We start from the raw sequence: 18,647 nt of genomic DNA, 5'->3' as shown, positions 1-18,647 counted from the left end.
CTCGCCGCTCATTTGTGCGCAACGAAAATCCGCCTGCCGCAAGCGGCAGGCGGACTGGCCACCAAGACCTTACTTCGACGCGGTCTTGGTATCCATGTTGACGACCTGGACGCGGCGGTTGGCCGGATCCATCGGGGCATTCGCATCCTTTGGTTTGGTCTTGCCGTAGCCGACGGTCACGAGGTTGGAACCGGTGATGCCGTACTTCTCGGTCAGGTACTTCTTGATCGTGTCGGCGCGACGCTCGGAAAGATCCTGGTTATACGCCTCGCCGCCGATCGCGTCGGTATGACCGGCAACCACGAAGGTCGAACCCTTCAGGCTCGCATCGGAGAGCGCCTTGCCGAGTTCCTGCACGGCGGTCACCGAGCCCTTGCTGATGTCGGCCGAGTTGTAGTCGAACTGGATTTCGAGATCGATCTTCGGCTTGGTCGCGGCAAGTTCCGCAATTTCCTGGCGCTCGCCGAGCGAAAGCGATCGGGTCTTGCGGTTACGGAGCGTGTTGACGAAGCCGACTTCCTTGGCCTGTACGGCGACGTCCACCGGTTGCTGCGGGCCGGTCGAAAGGCCGCGGCTCACACCCGGTTTCGGCTTCAGGGCATCCAGGATCTTTTCAGCCGACACGGTGTCGCCGGCGACAGCAAGGCCCGCTGTCATCGACAGCGCGGCGCCGATAGTCATGATCGAAAGAAAGCGGGTCATTGTCTTAATCCTCACTGTTAAACGCCTGCAAAGTGGCGTGCATGACGTTTTGATGCTGCAACGATAGGACGGGTTCAAAGCCGACAATGTGATTCAAGTCACATTGGTGGCCGCGGTCCTGTGCGAGGCCCGGGCTTTGAAGTGGCATTGCAGGATGTTTGGGCCCGATAGAGCGTCATTTCGCGCGGTGGACCGTCTTCCATGGATGGATCGGCCAACATTGCGCGCGTGATATGAATCACGCGTTGGATCGACGCCCGGGATGGCTCGCCGCTCGTCTCGGAAGACGCTACCCAGGCGGGAACCGCGGCCTCGATCCTTATCCCGCCACGACGTCGGGCGGGCGTCGGCTGACCGGCCTCGACTTCGGCATCGGGCTGTCACCAAGTTCGATGGAGGCTGCTCGCGCGGTGCGGCGATCCGCAGCGTAGCGATCCAGGCGATCTCAATGTCCGCAGCACAACGCACTGCAGTGACAGGACGGTGCGAGCACGGTGGCATCCGGAGTCTTACGGGCCAAGCGACCGCTGCATTACTTCCTGCAGCTTGCTTCAGAAAAGAAAACTGTGGGTCGTCGCGCGATCGCCGATCTGTGGACAACAAATCGGCAAGATGGGTGCCTAGCAAATCAACTCACAAAAAAAATCTGAAGAAGAATTCGTTCGGGGCAACCAGACGGGCGGGGCGGGTGTTACAGTCAGTCAAGCGACAGCGTGAGTATCAGGGCTATCGCACCAGCGCATCGGAGCCTGCTGGTTCCGGGAATTCCATGCCAACACTCATTGGCGCGGCGATGATCGCCGCTGCAATTTTGCTGTCGACGCTGATCAGTGCGCTCGGCAGCCGCTACGTCGGGTTCGAAAGCCCGACGGAGGAGAGCGCGTGGCTGGTCGATCGCCTCACCGGCAACGTCTACAAATGTCAGGCGCCCCAGCCCGGCCGCGCCTCCTGCGAGGCCGAGATCGCAACCGGCAGCGTCGGGGATCGGCAGAAGCGGAGGGTTGATCCCGGTCCGTAGGGTCAGATACCTCGAATCCGGGACTCCTCCCGCCGGCGAATCCGACTACATTGCCGCGCGATGCCCCGCGCGACCGAACTCCGCCCCCTGACCAAAACCGAGGCCCGGCTACTCTGGCTGCATGCCCAGCGGCTCGATACCAGCGAGCCGTTCGGCGCCGGGCCGCAGGCGGTTACGGCGGCGGTGGACCATCTCGGCTATGTGCAGATCGACACCATCCATGTCATCGAGCGCTGCCATCATCACATTCTCTATAGCCGGATCCCGGCCTACGCCCGCGCGGACCTGCGCCAGGCGCAGAGCGTCGACAAGAGCGTGTTCGAATACTGGACGCATGCGCTGTCCTATGTTCCGGCGAAGGATTTTCGCTTCTTCGTGCCGGCGATGCGAGAGCACCGCCGCGAGGGTCACCAGTGGTTTGCTTCCGTCAAGCCCGAGGATACCCGCAAGGTGATGCGGCTGTTGCGGCGCGATGGGGCGCTGACCATCCGCGACATCGAGGACGACGTTCTGACCGAGAAGGAACATCTCTGGCAGAGCGGCAAACCCTCGAAGCGGGCGCTGCAGCTCGCCTTCTACACCGGCGAGGTGACGATCTCCGAACGCACCGGCATGCTCAAGACCTATGAGCTGATGACGCGGCATTTCGGCTGGGACAAGCCGCCGAAGCCGGCCTCGACGGCTGAAACCACCACCTACCTGCTCGACCGCGCGTTGCGTTCGCAAGGCGTCGTCAGCCTCGATTCCATCTGCCATCTCGACGCGCCGAGCAAAGGGGCGGTGCGGCGCTTGATCGAGGCGCGGGTGCGGCGCGGGGAACTGACGCCGGTCGCGCTCGAAGGCGCCGGCAAGCAGGAGCATTGGGCCCGGCCGGAAGTGCTCGAGGCGGATGGGGCGGTGCCAGGCGGTGAGGGCCAGGTGCACATTCTCTCGCCGTTCGATCCTCTGATCATCCAGCGCAAGCGCACCGAGCTGTTCTTCGATTACGGCCACCGCTTCGAGGCCTATGTGCCGAAGGAAAAGCGCCTGTTCGGCTATTTCGCGCTGCCGGTGCTGGTCGGCAGCGACATCGTCGCCGCCATCGACCTCAAGACCGACCGCCAGAACAAGAAACTCTTGATGCAGAAATGGAGCTGGGTCGGCAAGGGCGCAGGTCGCGGGGCCCAGCGCAAGGACTACAAGCGCCGCATCGAGGAAGAGCTGGACCGGTTCGAGCGGTTTCAGTTGGCGGAGTAAGGCGCTCGCCGTCGGCCTCCACAGCCGAGCCCTTCGCGGGCGGAATGCCGATGTTGCGCCAGCGCGGGCATCCTGCATTGCAAGCGGTGACAACCCCAGCTAATCGTCGTCGGCAACAAGAAGCCTGACGGGGGAAACCATGAGCCAGCCAGCTGTGTCATCCAAGAGCGACATCGAAACTTCCACCATCCGTACGATCTCGTGGCGGCTGATCCCGTTTCTGGTGCTGGCCTATTTCTTTTCCTACCTCGACCGCGTCAATCTCGGCTTCGCCGCGCTCACCATGAATGCGGACCTGAAATTCACGCCGCTGATCTTCGCCTGGGGCGCCGGCATCTTCTTCATCGGCTATTTCATCTTCGAGGTGCCGAGCAACCTTGCGCTGGAGAAATTCGGCGCCAGCCGCTGGATCGCCCGCATCATGGTGACCTGGGGCATCATCTCGGCGCTGATGGCGACCGTCAGCGGCGAGATGAGCTTTTACGTGCTGCGCTTCCTGCTCGGCGTGGCCGAGGCCGGCTTCTTCCCCGGGATCATTCTCTATCTGACCTACTGGTATCCGGCAGAATATCGCGCGCGGTTTCTCGCCGCCTTTGCCATTGCTGTTCCCGTATCGACCGTGATCGGTGCGCCGATCTCTGGGCTCTTGCTGGGGCTCGACGGCGTGATGGGCCTGAGGGGTTGGCAGTGGCTGTTCATCATCGAGGGCATCCCCTCGGTGCTGCTCGGCATCGTCACCTGGTTCTATCTGACCGACAGGCCTGAAAAGGCCGATTGGCTGACCAAGGAACAGAAAGCGTGGCTCTCGGCCAAGCTGCAGGCGGAGATCGCGACCAAGCAGGCGGCAAAACACCTGACGCTCGGCGAGGCGCTGTCATCGCCAAAAGTGATCACGCTGAGCCTGATCTATTTCGGTTTCGTCGGCGCGCTCTATGGCATGCAGTTCTGGCTGCCGCAGATCGTCAAGGCGTTCGGGCTCACCAACGCGCAGACCGGCTTCGTCACCGCGATCCCCTATCTGTTCGGCACCATCGCCATGATCCTGTGGGCGCGGCATTCCGATGCCACCCGCGAACGCGTCGCCCATGTCGGCGGGCCGCTGCTGTTGACGGCGGCTGCGCTGGCCGCTTCCAGCTACATCACCGATCCCGCCATCACCATGGCCGTGCTGACGGTCGCCGCCATCGGTATTTTCTGCACCTTTGCGGTGTTCTGGACGCTGCCGACCGCGTGGCTGTCCGGCACGGCGGCGGCCGGCGGCATCGCCCTGATCAATTCGATCGGCAACCTCGCAGGGTTCGGCGGGCCCTATTTGATCGGCTGGGTAAAGGAGGCGACCGGTAACACGTCGACGGGATTGCTGGTGCTATCGCTATTGCCGCTTGCGGCGGGGTTGCTCGTCTTCCTGGGCGGCCACGAGACGAAGACGGAATTCGCGGACGCGAAATAATCTTGTAGGATGGGTAGAGCGCAGCGAAATCCATCTCTTTGTGCCCGCAGCGAGAGGATGGGTTTCGCCGAGTTTATCATCGGTCCGGCCGAAGGCCGGACCCGTTGGCTCTACCATCCTGCGACCGTTACGTTCACTGCTAGATCGGATAGCGCCACTTCATTGCGCGGCGAACGATGAGAAGTGCAATCACCGTTGCCCCAAGCGCGGCCCACCACGCCCAGATCAAGGTCGAGCTTTGGGTGAGGACGTAACGCTCGGAGAGCGCAAGCCCGAACAAGAAACAGATCAGAATCATCGCCGTCCAATAGAGCGGCGAGCGCAGCATGCCCGTTGCTGCATATTCGGCGGCGCTTTCGTGGGCCTTCCGGACACACCAATACATAAATGCGAAGTACGCGAAGGTGAGTATCCATTTCATGGCCACAACCTGGCATTTCGTTTCTTAAAGGGCGGCAAACGGCCAGATCGAAAATGGACGGATCCAGCATCGAGAACGGCGATAGCCGGTCGTCCGCTAAAGCCGGCATCCGAGGCGAGGTCGTGCCGAAAGCTGCTCGCCGCCTACCATTAATCACATCGGCACTCACGAATTGATGATCACTGACGAATGTTGACATTCATCAGTGAGCACTTGATACTCTTCATCAGATGTTCCGATGGAGAGTCCCCATGTTTGCCCGGTCCATTTTCTCTAGCTATTACAGGCTCTTGACAGGAGCGTCTTTGGCGTTCGCGGTGTTTGCGCTGGCCGGGTGTAACGAAAAGGCGGCGGAAACGGCGGCTCCGGGCCGCCCGGTCCTGGTTGCTACCGTGCATTACGGGGCAGAGACCCCTGAGCGCAGTTTTGTCGGGACCATCCGGCCGCGGATCGAGACCGACATGGGCTTCCGCGTTCCCGGCAAGGTCGCGCGGCGCCTGGTCGAGGTTGGCCAGACCGTCGATGTCGGTCAGCCGCTCGCCACCCTCGACGAGGTCGACCTGAAGCTGCAGGCCGAGCAGGCCGAGGCCGAATTCCGCGCCGCCACCGGCGTGCTGGCGCAAGCGGGCGCCGCCGAGCAGCGCGCCAAGGATCTGCGCGCCAAGGGCTGGACCACCGATGCGCAGTTGGACCAGAGCCACGCCGCTGCCGATGAGGCGCGGGCGCGTCTCAATCGTGCCGAGCGTTCGGTCGAACTCACCAAGAACTCGCTCTCTTATGCAACGCTGCTGGCCGACAGCCGCGGCGTCGTCACCGCGACCCTGATCGATCCCGGCCAGGTCGTGGCCTCGGGCCAGACCGCGATCCGCGTCGCGCGCTTTGCCGAAAAGGAAGCCGTGGTCGCGATTCCCGAGACGCTGGTCGGCCGCGCCAAGTCCGGCACGGCCAGCGTAACGCTGTGGTCGGATGCGGAAAAGAAATATGCCGCGAAGCTGCGCGAGATCGCGCCCTCGGCCGATCCGGCGACCCGGACCTATCTTGCGAAATTCTCGCTGCCGGAAGCCGACGACAAGGTTTCGCTCGGCATGACGGCGACGCTGACGCTGGCGGATGCCGCGACCGAGCGCGTGGCAAAACTGCCGCTGTCGGCACTGTTCAGCCAGGGCAGCAATCCCTCGCTCTACACCGTCGATGATGCCGGCGCGGTGAAGCTGCAGCCGGTGATCGTGAAATCCTACGAGAGCAATGCGGTCGTGATCTCAGGCGGCGTCAACGACGGCGCCAAGGTGGTCGCGCTCGGCGTGCAGAAGATCGATCCGGCCCAGAAGGTCCGGGTGGTCTCGGCGCTGTCGTTCTAGTTCGTCATTGCGAGTTAGCTCCGTCATTGCGAGCGAAGCGAAGCAATCTATGTCGCCACAAGGAAGTGTGGATTGCTTCGTCGCTTCGCTCCCTTGCGCAAACGCTTCGCGTTTGTCGCAGGCAATGACGCTGGAAACGCAAACAGATTTTGAAGTTGGAGAGTGACATGAAGCGCTTCAATCTCTCGGGCTGGGCGGTGAGCCATCCGACCCTGATCCTGTTCCTGATGATCATGCTGGGCGCCGCCGGCTTCTTCTCCTACCAGCGGCTTGGCCGCGCCGAGGATCCTTTCTTCACCGTGAAGGTGGTCAACGTCTCGGCGATCTGGCCGGGCGCGACCGCGCAGGAAATGCAGACCCAGGTCGCCGACCCCATCGAGAAGAAGCTGCAAGAGTTGCCGTTCTTCGAGAAGGTGCAGACTTATTCAAAACCGTCGTTCACGGCGATGCAGGTCACGTTCAAGGATTCGACCCCGCCAAAGGACGTGCCCTATCTGTTTTACCTGTTGCGCAAGAAGCTCGCCGACGTGCAGGGCCAGTTGCCCGCAGGCCTGCTCGGGCCGACCGTCAACGACGAATTCTCCGACGTCGATTCCATTCTCTACATGATGACCGGGGACGGCGCCGACTATGCGCAGCTGAAGAAAGCCGCCGAAGGCATGCGCCAGCGGCTGTTGAAGGTGACCGGCGTCACCAAGGTCAATCTCTACGGCACCCAGGAAGAGCGCATCTTCGTCGAGTTCTCGCACGCCAAGCTGGCGACGCTCGGCATCACGCCGCAGGCGCTGTTCGATTCGCTGGCCAAACAGAACAACGTCACGCCGGCCGGCACGGTGGAAACGTCCTCGCAGCGCGTGCCGCTGCGCGTTACCGGCGCGCTCGACGGCGTCAAGGCGGTGGCCGAAAGCCCGGTCGAAAGCAACGGCCGTGTGTTCCGGCTCGGCGACATCGCAACCGTCACGCATGGCTTCGTCGATCCCCCCACCTTCGTCGCCCGCCAGGAAGGCAAGCCCGCGCTCGGCATCGGCGTGGTCACCGCCAAGGGTGCCAACATCCTCGAACTCGGCAAAGAGGTCGAGAAAGCGACCAACGATTTCATGAAGGCCGTGCCGCAGGGCATCGAGGTCGAGCAGATCGCCGACCAGCCGAAGGTGGTCGAGCGCGCCGTCGGCGAGTTCGTGCATTCCTTCATCGAGGCGCTCGCGATAGTGCTGTTCGTCTCATTCGTGGCGCTCGGCTGGCGCACGGGCATCGTGGTCGCGATGTCGGTGCCGCTGGTGCTCGCCATCGTCTTCATCGTCATGAACGCGATGTCGATCGATTTGCATCGCATCACGCTCGGCGCGCTGATCATCGCGCTCGGCCTTCTGGTCGACGACGCGATCATCGCGGTTGAGATGATGGTGGTGAAGATGGAACAGGGCTGGGACCGCATGCGCGCGGCCTCCTTTGCCTGGGAATCAACTGCGTTTCCGATGCTCACGGGAACGCTGGTCACGGCCGCTGGCTTCCTCCCCATCGGCTTTGCCAATTCTGCGGTCGGCGAATATGCCGGCGGTATCTTCTGGATCGTGGCGATCGCGCTGGTTGCTTCCTGGTTCGTGGCGGTGATCTTCACGCCCTATATTGGCGTCAAGCTGCTGCCGAACATCAAGGTGCACCACAACCACGATCCGCACGCGATCTATGAGACACGGATGTATCGTGGCCTTCGCGCCGTCGTGCAATGGTGCGTCGATCACCGGGTCAAGGTCGTGCTGGCAACCGTCGGCGTGTTCGCGCTTTCGATCGTTGGCTTCGGGCACGTGCAGCAGCAGTTCTTCCCGCTGTCCGAGCGGCCCGAACTGTTCCTGCAGCTGCGCCTGCCGGAAGGCACCGCTTTCAACGTCACGGAAAAATCCGTGAAGAAGGCCGAGGCGCTGCTGAAGGACGACAAGGATATAGCGACCTATACTTCCTATGTCGGCCAGGGTTCGCCGCGCTTCTGGCTCGGCCTCAATCCGCAGCTGCCGAACGAGGCGTTTGCCGAGATCGTGATCGTCTCCAAGGACGTCGAAGCCCGCGAGCGGATCAAGGCGCGGCTGGAGAAGGCAGTCGCTGAGGGCGATCTGAACGAAGCCCGGGTGCGCGTCGACCGCTTCAATTTCGGCCCACCGGTCGGTTTCCCGGTGCAATTCCGCGTGATCGGCCCCGACGCCAACACCGTGCGCGACATCGCCTACAAGGTGCGCGACGTCATGAGGCAGAATTCGAACGTGGTGGAGCCGCAGCTCGACTGGAATGAGCAGTCGCCTTACCTGAAGCTCGTGGTGGATCAGGACCGTGCCCGCGCGCTCGGCCTGACCCCGCAGGACGTCTCGCAGGCACTCGCCATGCTGATCTCGGGCGCGCAGGTCACCACCATCCGTGACGGCATTGAGAAGGTTGGCGTGGTCGCGCGTGCCGTCCCGTCCGAACGGCTCGATCTCGGTAGCGTCGGTGACCTCACTGTGACGTCACGCAATGGTGTTGCCGTGCCGCTGCAACAGATCGCCAAGATCGAGTATTCTCATGAGGAGCCGATCATGTGGCGGCGTAACCGCGACATGGCGATCACGGTCCGCACCGACGTCGTCGATGGTGTCCAGGCACCCGATGTCACAAGCCAGATCTGGCCCAAGCTGAAGGAGATCCGCGACCATCTCGAACCCGCTTACCGGATCGAGCCGGGCGGCGCATTCGAGGAATCCGCCAAGGGCAACGCCTCGATCTTCGTGCTGTTTCCGCTGATGGTCATGGTGATGCTGACGCTGCTGATGATCCAGCTTCAGAGCTTCTCGCGTCTGTTGCTGGTCTTCCTGACCGCGCCGCTCGGCATTGTCGGTGCTTCGTTCGGCCTCAATGTTGCCAACCAGCCGTTCGGCTTCGTGGCGCTGCTCGGCCTGATCGCGCTGGCCGGCATGATCATGCGCAACGCGGTTATTCTGGTTGATCAGATCGAGGCGGATGTCTCTCAGGGTCTGACGCGCAAGGAGGCCATCGTCGAGGCCACCGTCCGGCGTGCGCGGCCAGTGGTGCTGACGGCGCTGGCGGCGATTCTCGCCATGATTCCGCTATCGCGCTCGGCCTTCTGGGGCCCGATGGCGATCACCATCATGGGCGGATTGTTTGTTGCAACCTTCCTGACCTTGCTGTACTTGCCGGGTCTTTACGCCCTGTGGTTCAGGAGGAGCCTGGAAGAAAGCGGCCAGGCCGAGCAGCCTGATCTTGCGCCGCAACATCAGATCAAGGGTCCGCACGCAATTCCGCTTGCCGACGCCGCAGAATAATTGAACATTGAGTACTGACATGACGCTGATTTCGGAACACGTCGAGACTGACACCCGGGAAAGGATTCTCGTGGTGGCGGAGCGTCTGTTCCGGCAGATCGGCTACCAGAAGACCACGGTCGCCGACATCGCCAAAGAACTGCGGATGAGTCCCGCCAACGTCTATCGCTTCTTCGATTCGAAGAAGGCGATTCACGAAGGCGTGGCGCGGACGCTGATGGGTGAGGTCGAGGTCGAGGCGCGGCGGATCGTGGCCCAACCCGGTCCGGCGAAGCCGCGCCTGCGCGAGTTGCTAAAGACCGTCAATCGGATGAACTCGGAGCGCTATGTCGGCGATAATAAGCTGCACGAGATGGTCGCGATTGCGATGGAGGAGGACTGGGACGTCTGCGTTGCCCATATCGAATGTATCACCGGCATCATCGGCCAGGTGATCGCGCAGGGCGTAGCATCCGGCGAGTTCGAGGCGCCTGACCTGCCGTTGGCAGCGCTCTGCACCTGCACGGGCATGATCCGCTTCTTCCACCCGCAGATGATCGCGCAGGCCGCCAACAAGCCCACCGCAACGATCGATCAGATGACTGATTTCCTTTTCCGGGCCCTCGAGCCGCGCAAGGCGAATTGAATTGTTCGCCACTTGACCGGCTATCCCGAACTTCGTAGCCCGGATGGAGCGAAGCGTAATCCGGGACGACTCTGGCCACTTGCGAGAGTCCCGGATTACGCTTCGCTCCATCCGGGCTACGAAAAATAAGGAAAATTCCGGCGTGACCGCAAAAGACCTGCATTTCTACGAGCCGAAGAACGGCCACGGCCTCAAGCACGACCCCTTCAACGCCATCATCGCTCCGCGCCCGATCGGGTGGATTTCCTCGCGCGACGGCAGCGGCAATGTCAATCTGGCGCCATACAGCTTTTTTAACGCCTTCGCCTATCACCCGCCGATCATCGGCTTCTCCTCGACGAACTGGAAGGACAGCGCGGGCAATATCCAGGATACCGGCGAATTCGTCTGGAATCTCGCTACCATGGATCTGGCGAAGCAGATGAACGCGACCGCGGCGCACGTTGCCCGCGATGTCGATGAGTTCGAGATCGCCGGACTTACCGCTGCGCCCTGCAAGCTCGTCAACGTGCCCCGCGTGGCGGAAAGCCCGGTTGCGTTCGAATGCAAGGTGACGCAGATCATCCAGTTGCAGGGTGCCAATGGCGACAAGGCGCAGGCCTGGCTGACGCTGGGCGAAGTCGTCGCCGTCCACATCGACAAGGCCTTCATCCAGGACGGCGTCTACCAGACCGGGCTGGCTCATCCGATCGTCCGGGCCGGCCGCCGCGGCGACTATTTTGAGATCAAGCCGGAAAACATGTTCGAGATGATCCGGCCGGATTGAGCTACTCAATGCAGCCCGGGTGAAGCGAAGCGAAACCCGGGATCTTTCTCCGGACGGGCTGGCCCTGGGTTGCGCTTCGCTTCACCCGGGCTACGACTTCGGGAACTCCGAGCCGTCCAACTCCTTATCAGATGTTGTTTCGGAGATTGCCAATGATCCGCTTACTCGCCGGGCTGGTGCTGCTTGCCTGTCTCGTTCCTCCGGCCTTCGCAGGCCCCGATGCGGCGGCGGTCAACAACGCGGAGTTCAAAGGCAAGCCGCCGGCCGATGACCGAATAGATCCGGTCGTCGTCAAGGCGCAGGTTCTGCTCGACCGCGCCAATTTTTCTCCCGGGGAGATCGACGGCAAGCTTGGCGAGAACGCCGAGAAGGCGCTCAAGGCGTTCGGCGAAGCCAAAGGCTTGCCCGTTGGCAAGCAGCCGCTCACGCCTGAAATCTGGGCCGCCTTGTTGGCCGCCAGTTCCGATCCCGTCGTCGTCGACTACAAGATCACCGAGAAAGACGCGAAGGGACCGTTTCTGGAAAAGCTCCCCGCAAAAATGGAAGATATGAAAGGGCTCAAGTCGCTGGACTACACCAGTCCGCGCGAGGCGATTGCCGAAAAATTTCACATGAGCGAAGCGCTTCTTGAAGCTCTTAACCCCGGCAAGAAATTTGACGAGGCCGGCCAGACGATTTCGATCGTGAACGTCATGAAAAAGGAGGCCAAGCAAGCCGTCGCACGCCTCGAAGTCGACAAGGATGCCCAGACGGTAAAGGCCTTCGGAAAGGCCGGCGAACTGCTCGCCTTCTTCCCGGCGAGCGTCGGAAGCGACGAGAAGCCGACCCCAAGCGGCGTGCTCAAAGTCACCTCGATCGATGCGCGACCGAATTACCGCTACAATCCGGACTACAAGTTCAAGGGCGTCAAATCCAAAGAAGCCTTCACGATCAACCCCGGTCCCAACAACCCGGCAGGCACACATTGGATCGGGCTTTCATCGGAGAGCTATGGCATTTACGGCACGCCGAACCCCTCGAAGGTCAGCAAGTCGGAATCGCACGGCTGCGTGCGCCTGACCAACTGGGACGTCGACAAACTGGCGAAGCTGCTGAAGAAGGGCACCGAGGTCGCGTTCATCGAGCACGCGGCGGCGAACAAGAAGTGACCTCCTGGGCGGTTTTCCGAAATTGAAGTTTCCGCCGCCATCAACCATCATTTGCAATGGCGCACGCGAGCGGCGAAGATGGCGCCATGTCGTTTGCCGCAACCCGGAAGGCCGTTCGACGTCTTTACGAAGGCGCAACGCCGCAAGGTGTTCGCTTCCGCTACGCGCTGCTGGCATTCGATATCGTAACCGTTCTGTTTATCATCGCGACTTCATTTCTCCCTTCCAACGATGTCACCGAATCGCTCGATGTGATGTTCGGCGTCGTGATGCTCGCGGACTTTTCCGCGCGACTGCTCGTCAGCCGGCATCGGCTGCTCGAGTTTACCCGCTTTTCGACCTGGACCGACATTGTCGCGATTATTTCATTCCTTGCGCCTCTTGCCGGCGAAGCCGGCGGCTTCCTGCGGGTTTTGCGAACGTTGCGGTTGCTGCGCGACTACCGGATGCTGGCCCGACTGCGCGAAGACAGCACGTTCTTCCGGCGCAATGAGGAAGTGATCTTTGCCGTCACCAACCTTGCGGTATTCATCTTCGTGATGACCGCGATCGTTTATGAAACGCAGAAGTTTCGCAACCCGCAGATCGCGAACTATGCGGACGCACTGTATTTCACGGTGACGGCGCTGACGACAACGGGCTTTGGCGACATCACCCTGCCGGGAACGACCGGCCGCATGATCACCGTGGTCATCATGATTTTCGGCGTAACGCTGTTCTTCAATCTGGCCCGCGTGCTGCTCTCACCCCACAAAGTGCGGTTTGCTTGTCCGACCTGTGGACTGCAGCGCCACGACAGCGATGCCGTGCACTGCAAGGCGTGCGGTCAGGTGTTGAATATTCCTGACGAAGGTTTTACGTAGCAGGGCAGTCGGATCATTTGTCCGTGGCGAACGCGTCGTAGACCAGCTTCCTGAATGCGGGCGTGATGCGTCCACGTTCGTTCTGGGTCTGCTCCAGCAGGATGTAAATCATGTCCAGCTTTGGATCGACCCCGAAATAAGTGCCGCTGCCGCTATCCCATTTAAGCTCGCCGATCGAACCAGGCGGCGGTGGTTTGGCATTTCCTGGATCAGTACGCACCGCAAAGCCATAGCCGTAGCCAAAGCCATCGCCGGGAAAGTAGTAATAATCCCGCGCAACGCCTGAACCAGGCCCGATATGGTCTGACGTCATCGCCTTGAATGCAGCCGGGCTGAGGTACCGTTCGCCGTCGAATTGCCCGCCGCCCAGGACCATCTGGGCAAAACGGGCGTAGTCGGTCAGGGACGAGACCAATCCGCCGCCGCCGGACTCCCATTCCGGATGGGCGCGACGTTGGGCCTCCGCGAGTTTCAGGATGGTATCGCTTGGCAGCGGCTCCGCCATCCGCGCCCGTTCGTCGGAACTTTCCAGCACAAATTTCGTGCTGGCCATGCCGAGAGGCTCGAAGATGTACTGCCTTTCGAATTGATAGAGCGTCTGTCCGGAGACGATCTCAATGATGCGCCCGAGAACATCGGTTGAATGTCCATAACGCCAAAGCGTCCCGGGTTGCCGCGCCAAGGGTAATTTGGCGATGCGATCGGCAAACACCTCGTTGTTGTATTGCTCATTAAAAAGGCCCGATTCCGAATAGGCCTTCATGATCAGCTTGCCACCGATATAGTCGTACGTAATGCCTGACGTATGGCGCAGCAGGTCCATGATGGTCACCGGCCGATCTGCCGGCACAAGCTTTAGAGCGCTCTCGCCGTCAGGAGTGCCTGAACCGACGCCTACTTTCGCGTCGGAAAACCCGGGAATGAATTTGGACACGGGATCGGCAAGCGAGAGCTTGCCCGCGTCGATCAGCATCATCGCCGCGACACTGGTGATCGGCTTTGTCATCGAATGAAGCGCGAAGATCGTGTCTGGTGTCATCGGAATTTTGGTTGCGACATCCTGGACGCCGAAACATTTCAGATAGACCGGCTTGCCATGCTGCTGGATCAACACGACGGCGCCCGGCAATTTCCCGGTCGCCACCTCATTGTTGAAAAATTCGGTGATGCGCTCGAGCTTGTCTGGAGACGGGGCGGGGATGTTGGCGGCCTGTCCGGCCGCGGCCGCGTTGGTCCAGATCGCCAATGACAAGGTCGCAGCAAGAAGCCGACCGGCGCGCGATACCGCGGTGCAATGCAATATCTGTTGAGTCCGCGTCTTCATCGCTGGTTTGTCCTGCGGACAGATTGAATTGCGGAGAGCTCGGAAAACCGGGGAGTGACTAACACGTCGACCACTTTGTCGCCATGTGGGCAATCGCCCCAAGCGCTGAGATGGCGGAGCGTCAGGCATGCGTTGGACGACGTAATGCCATTTTTCGACAGCAGGTTTGATCCGGGAGCGGAATTGAAAGCAGCTCTCGCAACCGGACGCGGTCCGGATTAACCTCAGGTTGCCAGGCTGAATCAACGGCCGGTGAACATATTGGGAGGATGCGATGACACGCCAAGAGCGGCGCGATCCAGAACAGCAGTGCGATCCGGAAACCACGATATCACGACGAACGCTTGTCCACGGTCTGGCGGTATGCGCCGGCGCCACCGTGGCGGGAGCAAGCGCAGCGCTGGCCCAGACACCCCTGACCAGCCCTCAACCCGGCCCGGTGGCGCCGCCGTCGACGATCACCAACCCGCCGCGCGATTTCAGTCCGCGTGGCGCGCCGACCACCTATTTCTGGGACCCGGATATCATCGCGGTCGACCCATCGTTCAATGACCTCGCCCAGCCCAACACGGCGATCAAGCGCCTCCACACCGGGCTGTTGTGGGCCGAGGGGCCGGCCTGGAGCGCGCAGGGGCGCTACCTTCTGTGGAGCGACATTCCCAATAACCGGCAAATGCGATGGTCGGAGGACGACGGTCACGTCAGCGTCTTCCGCACGCCGTCGAACAACAGCAACGGCAACTCGTTCGATTTCCAGGGCCGCCAGCTCTCCTGCGAACATCTCACCCGCCGCGTGGTGCGCTATGAGCACGACGGCACCGCGACCGTGCTGGCCGACAATTTCGGCGGCAAGAAACTCAATTCGCCGAACGATGTCGTCGCGCATCCGGACGGCAGCTACTGGTTCACTGACCCGCCCTACGGTGGCCAGCTCTATGAAGGCGAACCCGACATCGCGGGAGGCGCGACCAATCCCGGCGGCAAGCTCAATCCGCGGATCGGCCAGCCGGCCGGCTTCGTGCCGGGCAAGCGCGAACTGCCGACCAATTGCTATCGCATCGATCCCTCCGGCCGCGTCGACCTCGTGGTGACCGAGGCGCAGGTGCCCGATCCCAACGGCCTCTGTTTCTCGCCCGACTACAAGAAGCTGTATGTCGCCTCGACCGGCAAGGGGCCGGGCGACACCGGCGCAGGCGGCAGTGGCGACATGTTCGTGTTCGATGTCGGCGCCGACAACAAGCTCAGCAACCAGAAGCGGTTCAGCGATTTCATGGTCGATGGCGTGAAATGCGGACCGGACGGCATGCGTTGCGACGTCAACGGCAACGTCTGGGCCGCCAGCAATGCCGGCCGCGCCGTCGGCTACAGCGGCGTAACGGTGTGGTCGCCGGAAGGCAAGCTGCTCGGCCGCATCCGCCTGCCCGAGGTGTGCGGCAACGTCACCTTCGGCGGCCCCAAGCGCAACCGTCTGTTCATGGCCGCGAGCCAGTCGCTCTACGCCGTGTACACCGCCACGCAGGGCGCGGGACCAGGCTAGTTCGCTTTGCACTTCGCGGGATACAATAATCAAGCGCCGGCGCGACCCGCCGGCGCTTGATCGCTTTTGACAACGTGCCCGCCCAAATCTTTATCAGGCGGGGTTTGCAGATGAAGACGAGCCGCTTGTCTTGCTGGTGTGCCTGTTCCACCTGCCAGCAACTGCTCCGCTACACCCGGAATTTATGCAACGTGTGAGGCGCTTCACATTCGCTCGAAAGGCAGGCGAGTTACCGTCGCTCCATACCAGACAGGAGCGAGCTGCCAACTATCCGGACCCGGAGGAGGAGCTCATGGCCACACCTTCCGACATTCCATTGCGTCAGGTGACGCTCAGCGAATGGTCCATGGACGAAGTTCATAAAGCATTGGCGGATCGGCCGCTCCTGCTGCAAATAAAACGCACCAGCGTTCTCGATGACGCTCAAGAGAAGCGCATCATCGTTTTCGTGCATGGGTTGAACAGCGGCGCGACGGCGTGGTTGCCTTTTCTCACTGAAGCCTTTCCGGAGCGCGAGCTCCAGGCGTTCGACTTCGCCCTGTTCAATTATCAAACCTCGGTGGTCAGCAGGCTGATTCCATTCCAACGGCTGCCGCGAGTCGAGGCTTGGGCTGAAGTGCTTGCGAGCGCCATTCAAATGACCCTCGTCGACCAGGAGCGCTACGACTCGTACGTACTCGTCGGCCACAGCATGGGTGGTCTGGTTTGCAAGCTTGCGTTCCGTCACCTGCATGAGGTCGATATGGCGGCTGCGATGCGCCTGCACAGCCTTTTTACCTATGGAACACCCAATCACGGATCCGACCGGGTGACCGCCCTTAGTACGCTCTTTTCCCCCGATCTCGCGTTCCTGCGTGCATTCAGCGAAAGCCTCGCCAACCTGCAGGTCTTCTGGAACTCACGCATTAGTCCGTTTCCGGGCGCTCCAGGCAATAAGCTGACCGTGCACGAACGCGCGATCATCAGCATCAAGGACTATTGGGTCGCGCCGCAGAGCGGCATTAATTCGCTTCCCGAAAAATTCGTGCTGAAGATCGCCTCGAGCCACTCCCAACTCATTAAGCCGGCAGGCCCCAGAGATACACGTCTTGCGTGGTTCATGGCACAGTTGCAGGCGATCGAGAGACAGTCGGAATGTTCCCTCGTCGAGATCAGGGACGGGCCGGGCGCGGCTGATTTCGTTGCAGCGGCGGAAGGGAATGAAGATGCTGCTCACGAGTTCATTGATAAATTGTTCAACCAGGCGCTGTTCGTGCTCGATATCGGGAGCGCCGACGGTACCGCAACAGGAGATATGTTTTCACTTTACTATAGCTCAACAGTGGTTCGAGGGCCGGACGGTCAGGTGGCTGATCGAATTCCAGGCCCGGCCAATCTCCTCACGGCAATACAAGTCAAGGAACGCGTATCGTACTGCAAGCTAAAAACCTTCGCATACAAACGCGCATTCGAGGGCCTCACGCATGCGCTCGACGAAATGGAGCAGCGTGGCGTCGAGGCGTTGGATGAGGACCAGATAGATACGGTGGTGCTTTCGCTATTTGGCCGGCTCGCAAGGAAGATTCCGCGTTCGGAGGCGGACGCCGCTGAAGCACTGAAAACGATGAACAGCGTGATACCGGCCGAGCGATCCGCCGCCAGAGACAAGGCGCTCCGCGAACTGCTTGCGGCGAGCCACGACTTTCTGGAAAAGTCACCCCGTTCCGTGTTGGCTGAAGGAGTAGCCTACGACGTCGCGTGGTATACCTTTCAGCTGGGACAGTATGAGGAAGCGGAGGATTTGTTCGAACGCTTCCGCGCGAAGTATCCTTTCTCGGTGAGTAGGGAAGGCGCGGACGACTATATCAAGGAAATTCCCTATCGCATCAGGTTGCGCGATTCGGGTAACGCGCCTGAAAGCCAGCTGGAGCTCGCCAAGCGTCTGCTGAAGAAAGAGGGAAATCTGGAAGAAACAGTAAGTCTGGCTTTTGACGCGTACTGTCGTGAGCCCGCACTTTTGGACCGGACGACGGGGCTATTACGATATTTGATCACCATCGAATATGTCTTCAGCCAGACGCTTGGAATGGAGCTTGGCGCGGATCCGAAGAAAACTTTTGCGGATTGGATGACCAGGTATCTCGCGGACATGGAATGGAGACAGCAGAAGCAGGCGGCCATAGAAGCCAAGGCGCCCGATCGCGCGAAACTTTTGCTTCAATTATTGGACGCGTCCAGCGCCGATTGGAAGGATGGAGTTCCTCCGAAACAATGATTTGTCTTCAAGGCAGCTTCGACACCTGCGCGAAGTGCCGACTGCGTCGGGCAATGTCCGGGTTCAGGAGGCGGGCATTCGGCGGGTAGCGCTTACCGAACCGGGTTTTATGGGTACGCGCCCTGGTTAGTTAAAATTCGTCATAAATTGGCAACCTCCAACCAACCGCTCCGGCAAAAGCCGGGCAGGTCTAAACCCTGCTTTTATGGCGCGTGGTGCACCCTCCTTTTCAAGCAAGGGAGAGGCGTGTGTACCAATGCCCATATTCAAATATTTTACCGTCGTAGGATCGGCGCTGTTTGTTCTTCTGTTTATTTCGAATGCCTATCTCACCGACGACGAGAGCAATTTGCGGTTTGACGGATCGCTGTACGGCAGCGCGCTCTACGCGCCTCGCGTGGAGGAAACCCGGACGACCGAGGAGCTTCGCTTTACCCGGGATGTCACGCCTGCCGTTCGCGTTAGAGAGGTGTTTGCCGTGTTCGTCCCCAATGAGCGGCGACGCAACAAGCGCGATTCGTAACGGCTGGGTCTGCCGCGATCTCTCTACGCGTCATTTCCCGGTGCGCAACTGTGCACCTGAGGATGCGCCGTTGGCGCAGGTCCCGAATCCATTGGCCAGCAAAACCGGTGTCCA

At 61.0% G+C, this 18,647-nt stretch carries 15 protein-coding genes; 12 read left to right on the top strand and 3 right to left on the bottom strand.

What is annotated here, in order from left to right; all coding sequences use genetic code 11:
* Window positions 1-69: 69 nt before the first annotated feature.
* A complete protein-coding gene (locus ACPPVP_RS36030) occupies window positions 70-702 on the bottom strand; it encodes an OmpA family protein (protein ID WP_426528302.1) in 633 nt (210 codons plus the stop codon).
* A 769-nt stretch (window positions 703-1,471) separates the two neighbouring features.
* Between ACPPVP_RS36030 and ACPPVP_RS36025 the strand changes: the two genes are divergently transcribed.
* The 3 genes from ACPPVP_RS36025 to ACPPVP_RS36015 all read left to right on the top strand — a co-directional run bounded on the left by ACPPVP_RS36025 (window position 1,472) and on the right by ACPPVP_RS36015 (window position 4,406).
* A complete protein-coding gene (locus tag ACPPVP_RS36025; protein ID WP_426528301.1) occupies window positions 1,472-1,720 on the top strand; it encodes a hypothetical protein in 249 nt (82 codons plus the stop codon).
* 60 nt (window positions 1,721-1,780) lie between these two features.
* Window positions 1,781-2,956, top strand: a complete 1,176-nt coding sequence (locus tag ACPPVP_RS36020; protein WP_426528300.1) for a winged helix-turn-helix domain-containing protein — start codon at window positions 1,781-1,783, stop codon at window positions 2,954-2,956.
* A 139-nt stretch (window positions 2,957-3,095) separates the two neighbouring features.
* On the top strand, window positions 3,096-4,406 hold the full coding sequence (locus ACPPVP_RS36015) for an MFS transporter (RefSeq protein ID WP_426528299.1): 1,311 nt from the start codon (window positions 3,096-3,098) through the stop codon (window positions 4,404-4,406).
* A gap of 139 nt (window positions 4,407-4,545) precedes the next feature.
* On the opposite strand, the gene ACPPVP_RS36010 is transcribed toward ACPPVP_RS36015, so the two are convergent.
* Window positions 4,546-4,833: a hypothetical protein gene (locus ACPPVP_RS36010; protein ID WP_426528298.1), complete on the bottom strand. Its 288-nt coding sequence runs from the start codon at window positions 4,831-4,833 to the stop codon at window positions 4,546-4,548.
* Window positions 4,834-5,078: 245 nt separating this feature from the next.
* Between ACPPVP_RS36010 and ACPPVP_RS36005 the strand changes: the two genes are divergently transcribed.
* The 6 genes from ACPPVP_RS36005 (at window position 5,079) to ACPPVP_RS35980 (ending at window position 12,895) form a co-directional block, all read left to right on the top strand.
* Window positions 5,079-6,185: an efflux RND transporter periplasmic adaptor subunit gene (locus ACPPVP_RS36005; RefSeq protein WP_426528297.1), complete on the top strand. Its 1,107-nt coding sequence runs from the start codon at window positions 5,079-5,081 to the stop codon at window positions 6,183-6,185.
* A 167-nt stretch (window positions 6,186-6,352) separates the two neighbouring features.
* Window positions 6,353-9,493 carry an efflux RND transporter permease subunit gene (locus ACPPVP_RS36000; protein ID WP_426528296.1) on the top strand — a complete coding sequence of 1,047 codons (3,141 nt, stop codon included), beginning with the start codon at window positions 6,353-6,355 and terminating at the stop codon, window positions 9,491-9,493.
* A 19-nt stretch (window positions 9,494-9,512) separates the two neighbouring features.
* Window positions 9,513-10,118 (top strand): TetR/AcrR family transcriptional regulator, encoded by a 606-nt coding sequence (locus tag ACPPVP_RS35995; RefSeq protein ID WP_426528295.1) that lies wholly within the window; start codon window positions 9,513-9,515, stop codon window positions 10,116-10,118.
* Between the two features lie 142 nt (window positions 10,119-10,260).
* Entirely contained in the window at window positions 10,261-10,884 is a 624-nt protein-coding gene (locus ACPPVP_RS35990) for a flavin reductase family protein (RefSeq protein ID WP_426528294.1), read from the top strand.
* 152 nt (window positions 10,885-11,036) lie between these two features.
* Window positions 11,037-12,032 carry a L,D-transpeptidase family protein gene (locus tag ACPPVP_RS35985; RefSeq protein WP_426528293.1) on the top strand — a complete coding sequence of 332 codons (996 nt, stop codon included), beginning with the start codon at window positions 11,037-11,039 and terminating at the stop codon, window positions 12,030-12,032.
* An 86-nt stretch (window positions 12,033-12,118) separates the two neighbouring features.
* A complete protein-coding gene (locus ACPPVP_RS35980; protein WP_426528292.1) occupies window positions 12,119-12,895 on the top strand; it encodes a potassium channel family protein in 777 nt (258 codons plus the stop codon).
* Window positions 12,896-12,908: 13 nt separating this feature from the next.
* Here the strand turns inward: ACPPVP_RS35980 and ACPPVP_RS35975 are convergent, their stop codons facing one another.
* Window positions 12,909-14,219, bottom strand: coding sequence for a serine hydrolase domain-containing protein (locus ACPPVP_RS35975; RefSeq protein WP_426538233.1), 1,311 nt, complete (start codon window positions 14,217-14,219; stop codon window positions 12,909-12,911).
* Between the two features lie 274 nt (window positions 14,220-14,493).
* Here ACPPVP_RS35975 and ACPPVP_RS35970 point away from each other — a divergent pair, with 274 nt between their 5' ends.
* The 3 genes from ACPPVP_RS35970 (at window position 14,494) to ACPPVP_RS35960 (ending at window position 18,533) form a co-directional block, all read left to right on the top strand.
* Entirely contained in the window at window positions 14,494-15,756 is a 1,263-nt protein-coding gene (locus ACPPVP_RS35970; protein WP_426528291.1) for an SMP-30/gluconolactonase/LRE family protein, read from the top strand.
* Between the two features lie 292 nt (window positions 15,757-16,048).
* A complete protein-coding gene (locus ACPPVP_RS35965; protein ID WP_426528290.1) occupies window positions 16,049-18,010 on the top strand; it encodes an alpha/beta fold hydrolase in 1,962 nt (653 codons plus the stop codon).
* Window positions 18,011-18,266: 256 nt separating this feature from the next.
* Window positions 18,267-18,533: a hypothetical protein gene (locus tag ACPPVP_RS35960; RefSeq protein ID WP_426528289.1), complete on the top strand. Its 267-nt coding sequence runs from the start codon at window positions 18,267-18,269 to the stop codon at window positions 18,531-18,533.
* Window positions 18,534-18,647 lie beyond the last annotated feature (114 nt).

The organism is Bradyrhizobium sp. McL0615 (assembly GCF_049993905.1).
Lineage (GTDB): Bacteria > Pseudomonadota > Alphaproteobacteria > Rhizobiales > Xanthobacteraceae > Bradyrhizobium.
This window is presented reverse-complemented; position numbering and strand designations above follow the sequence as displayed.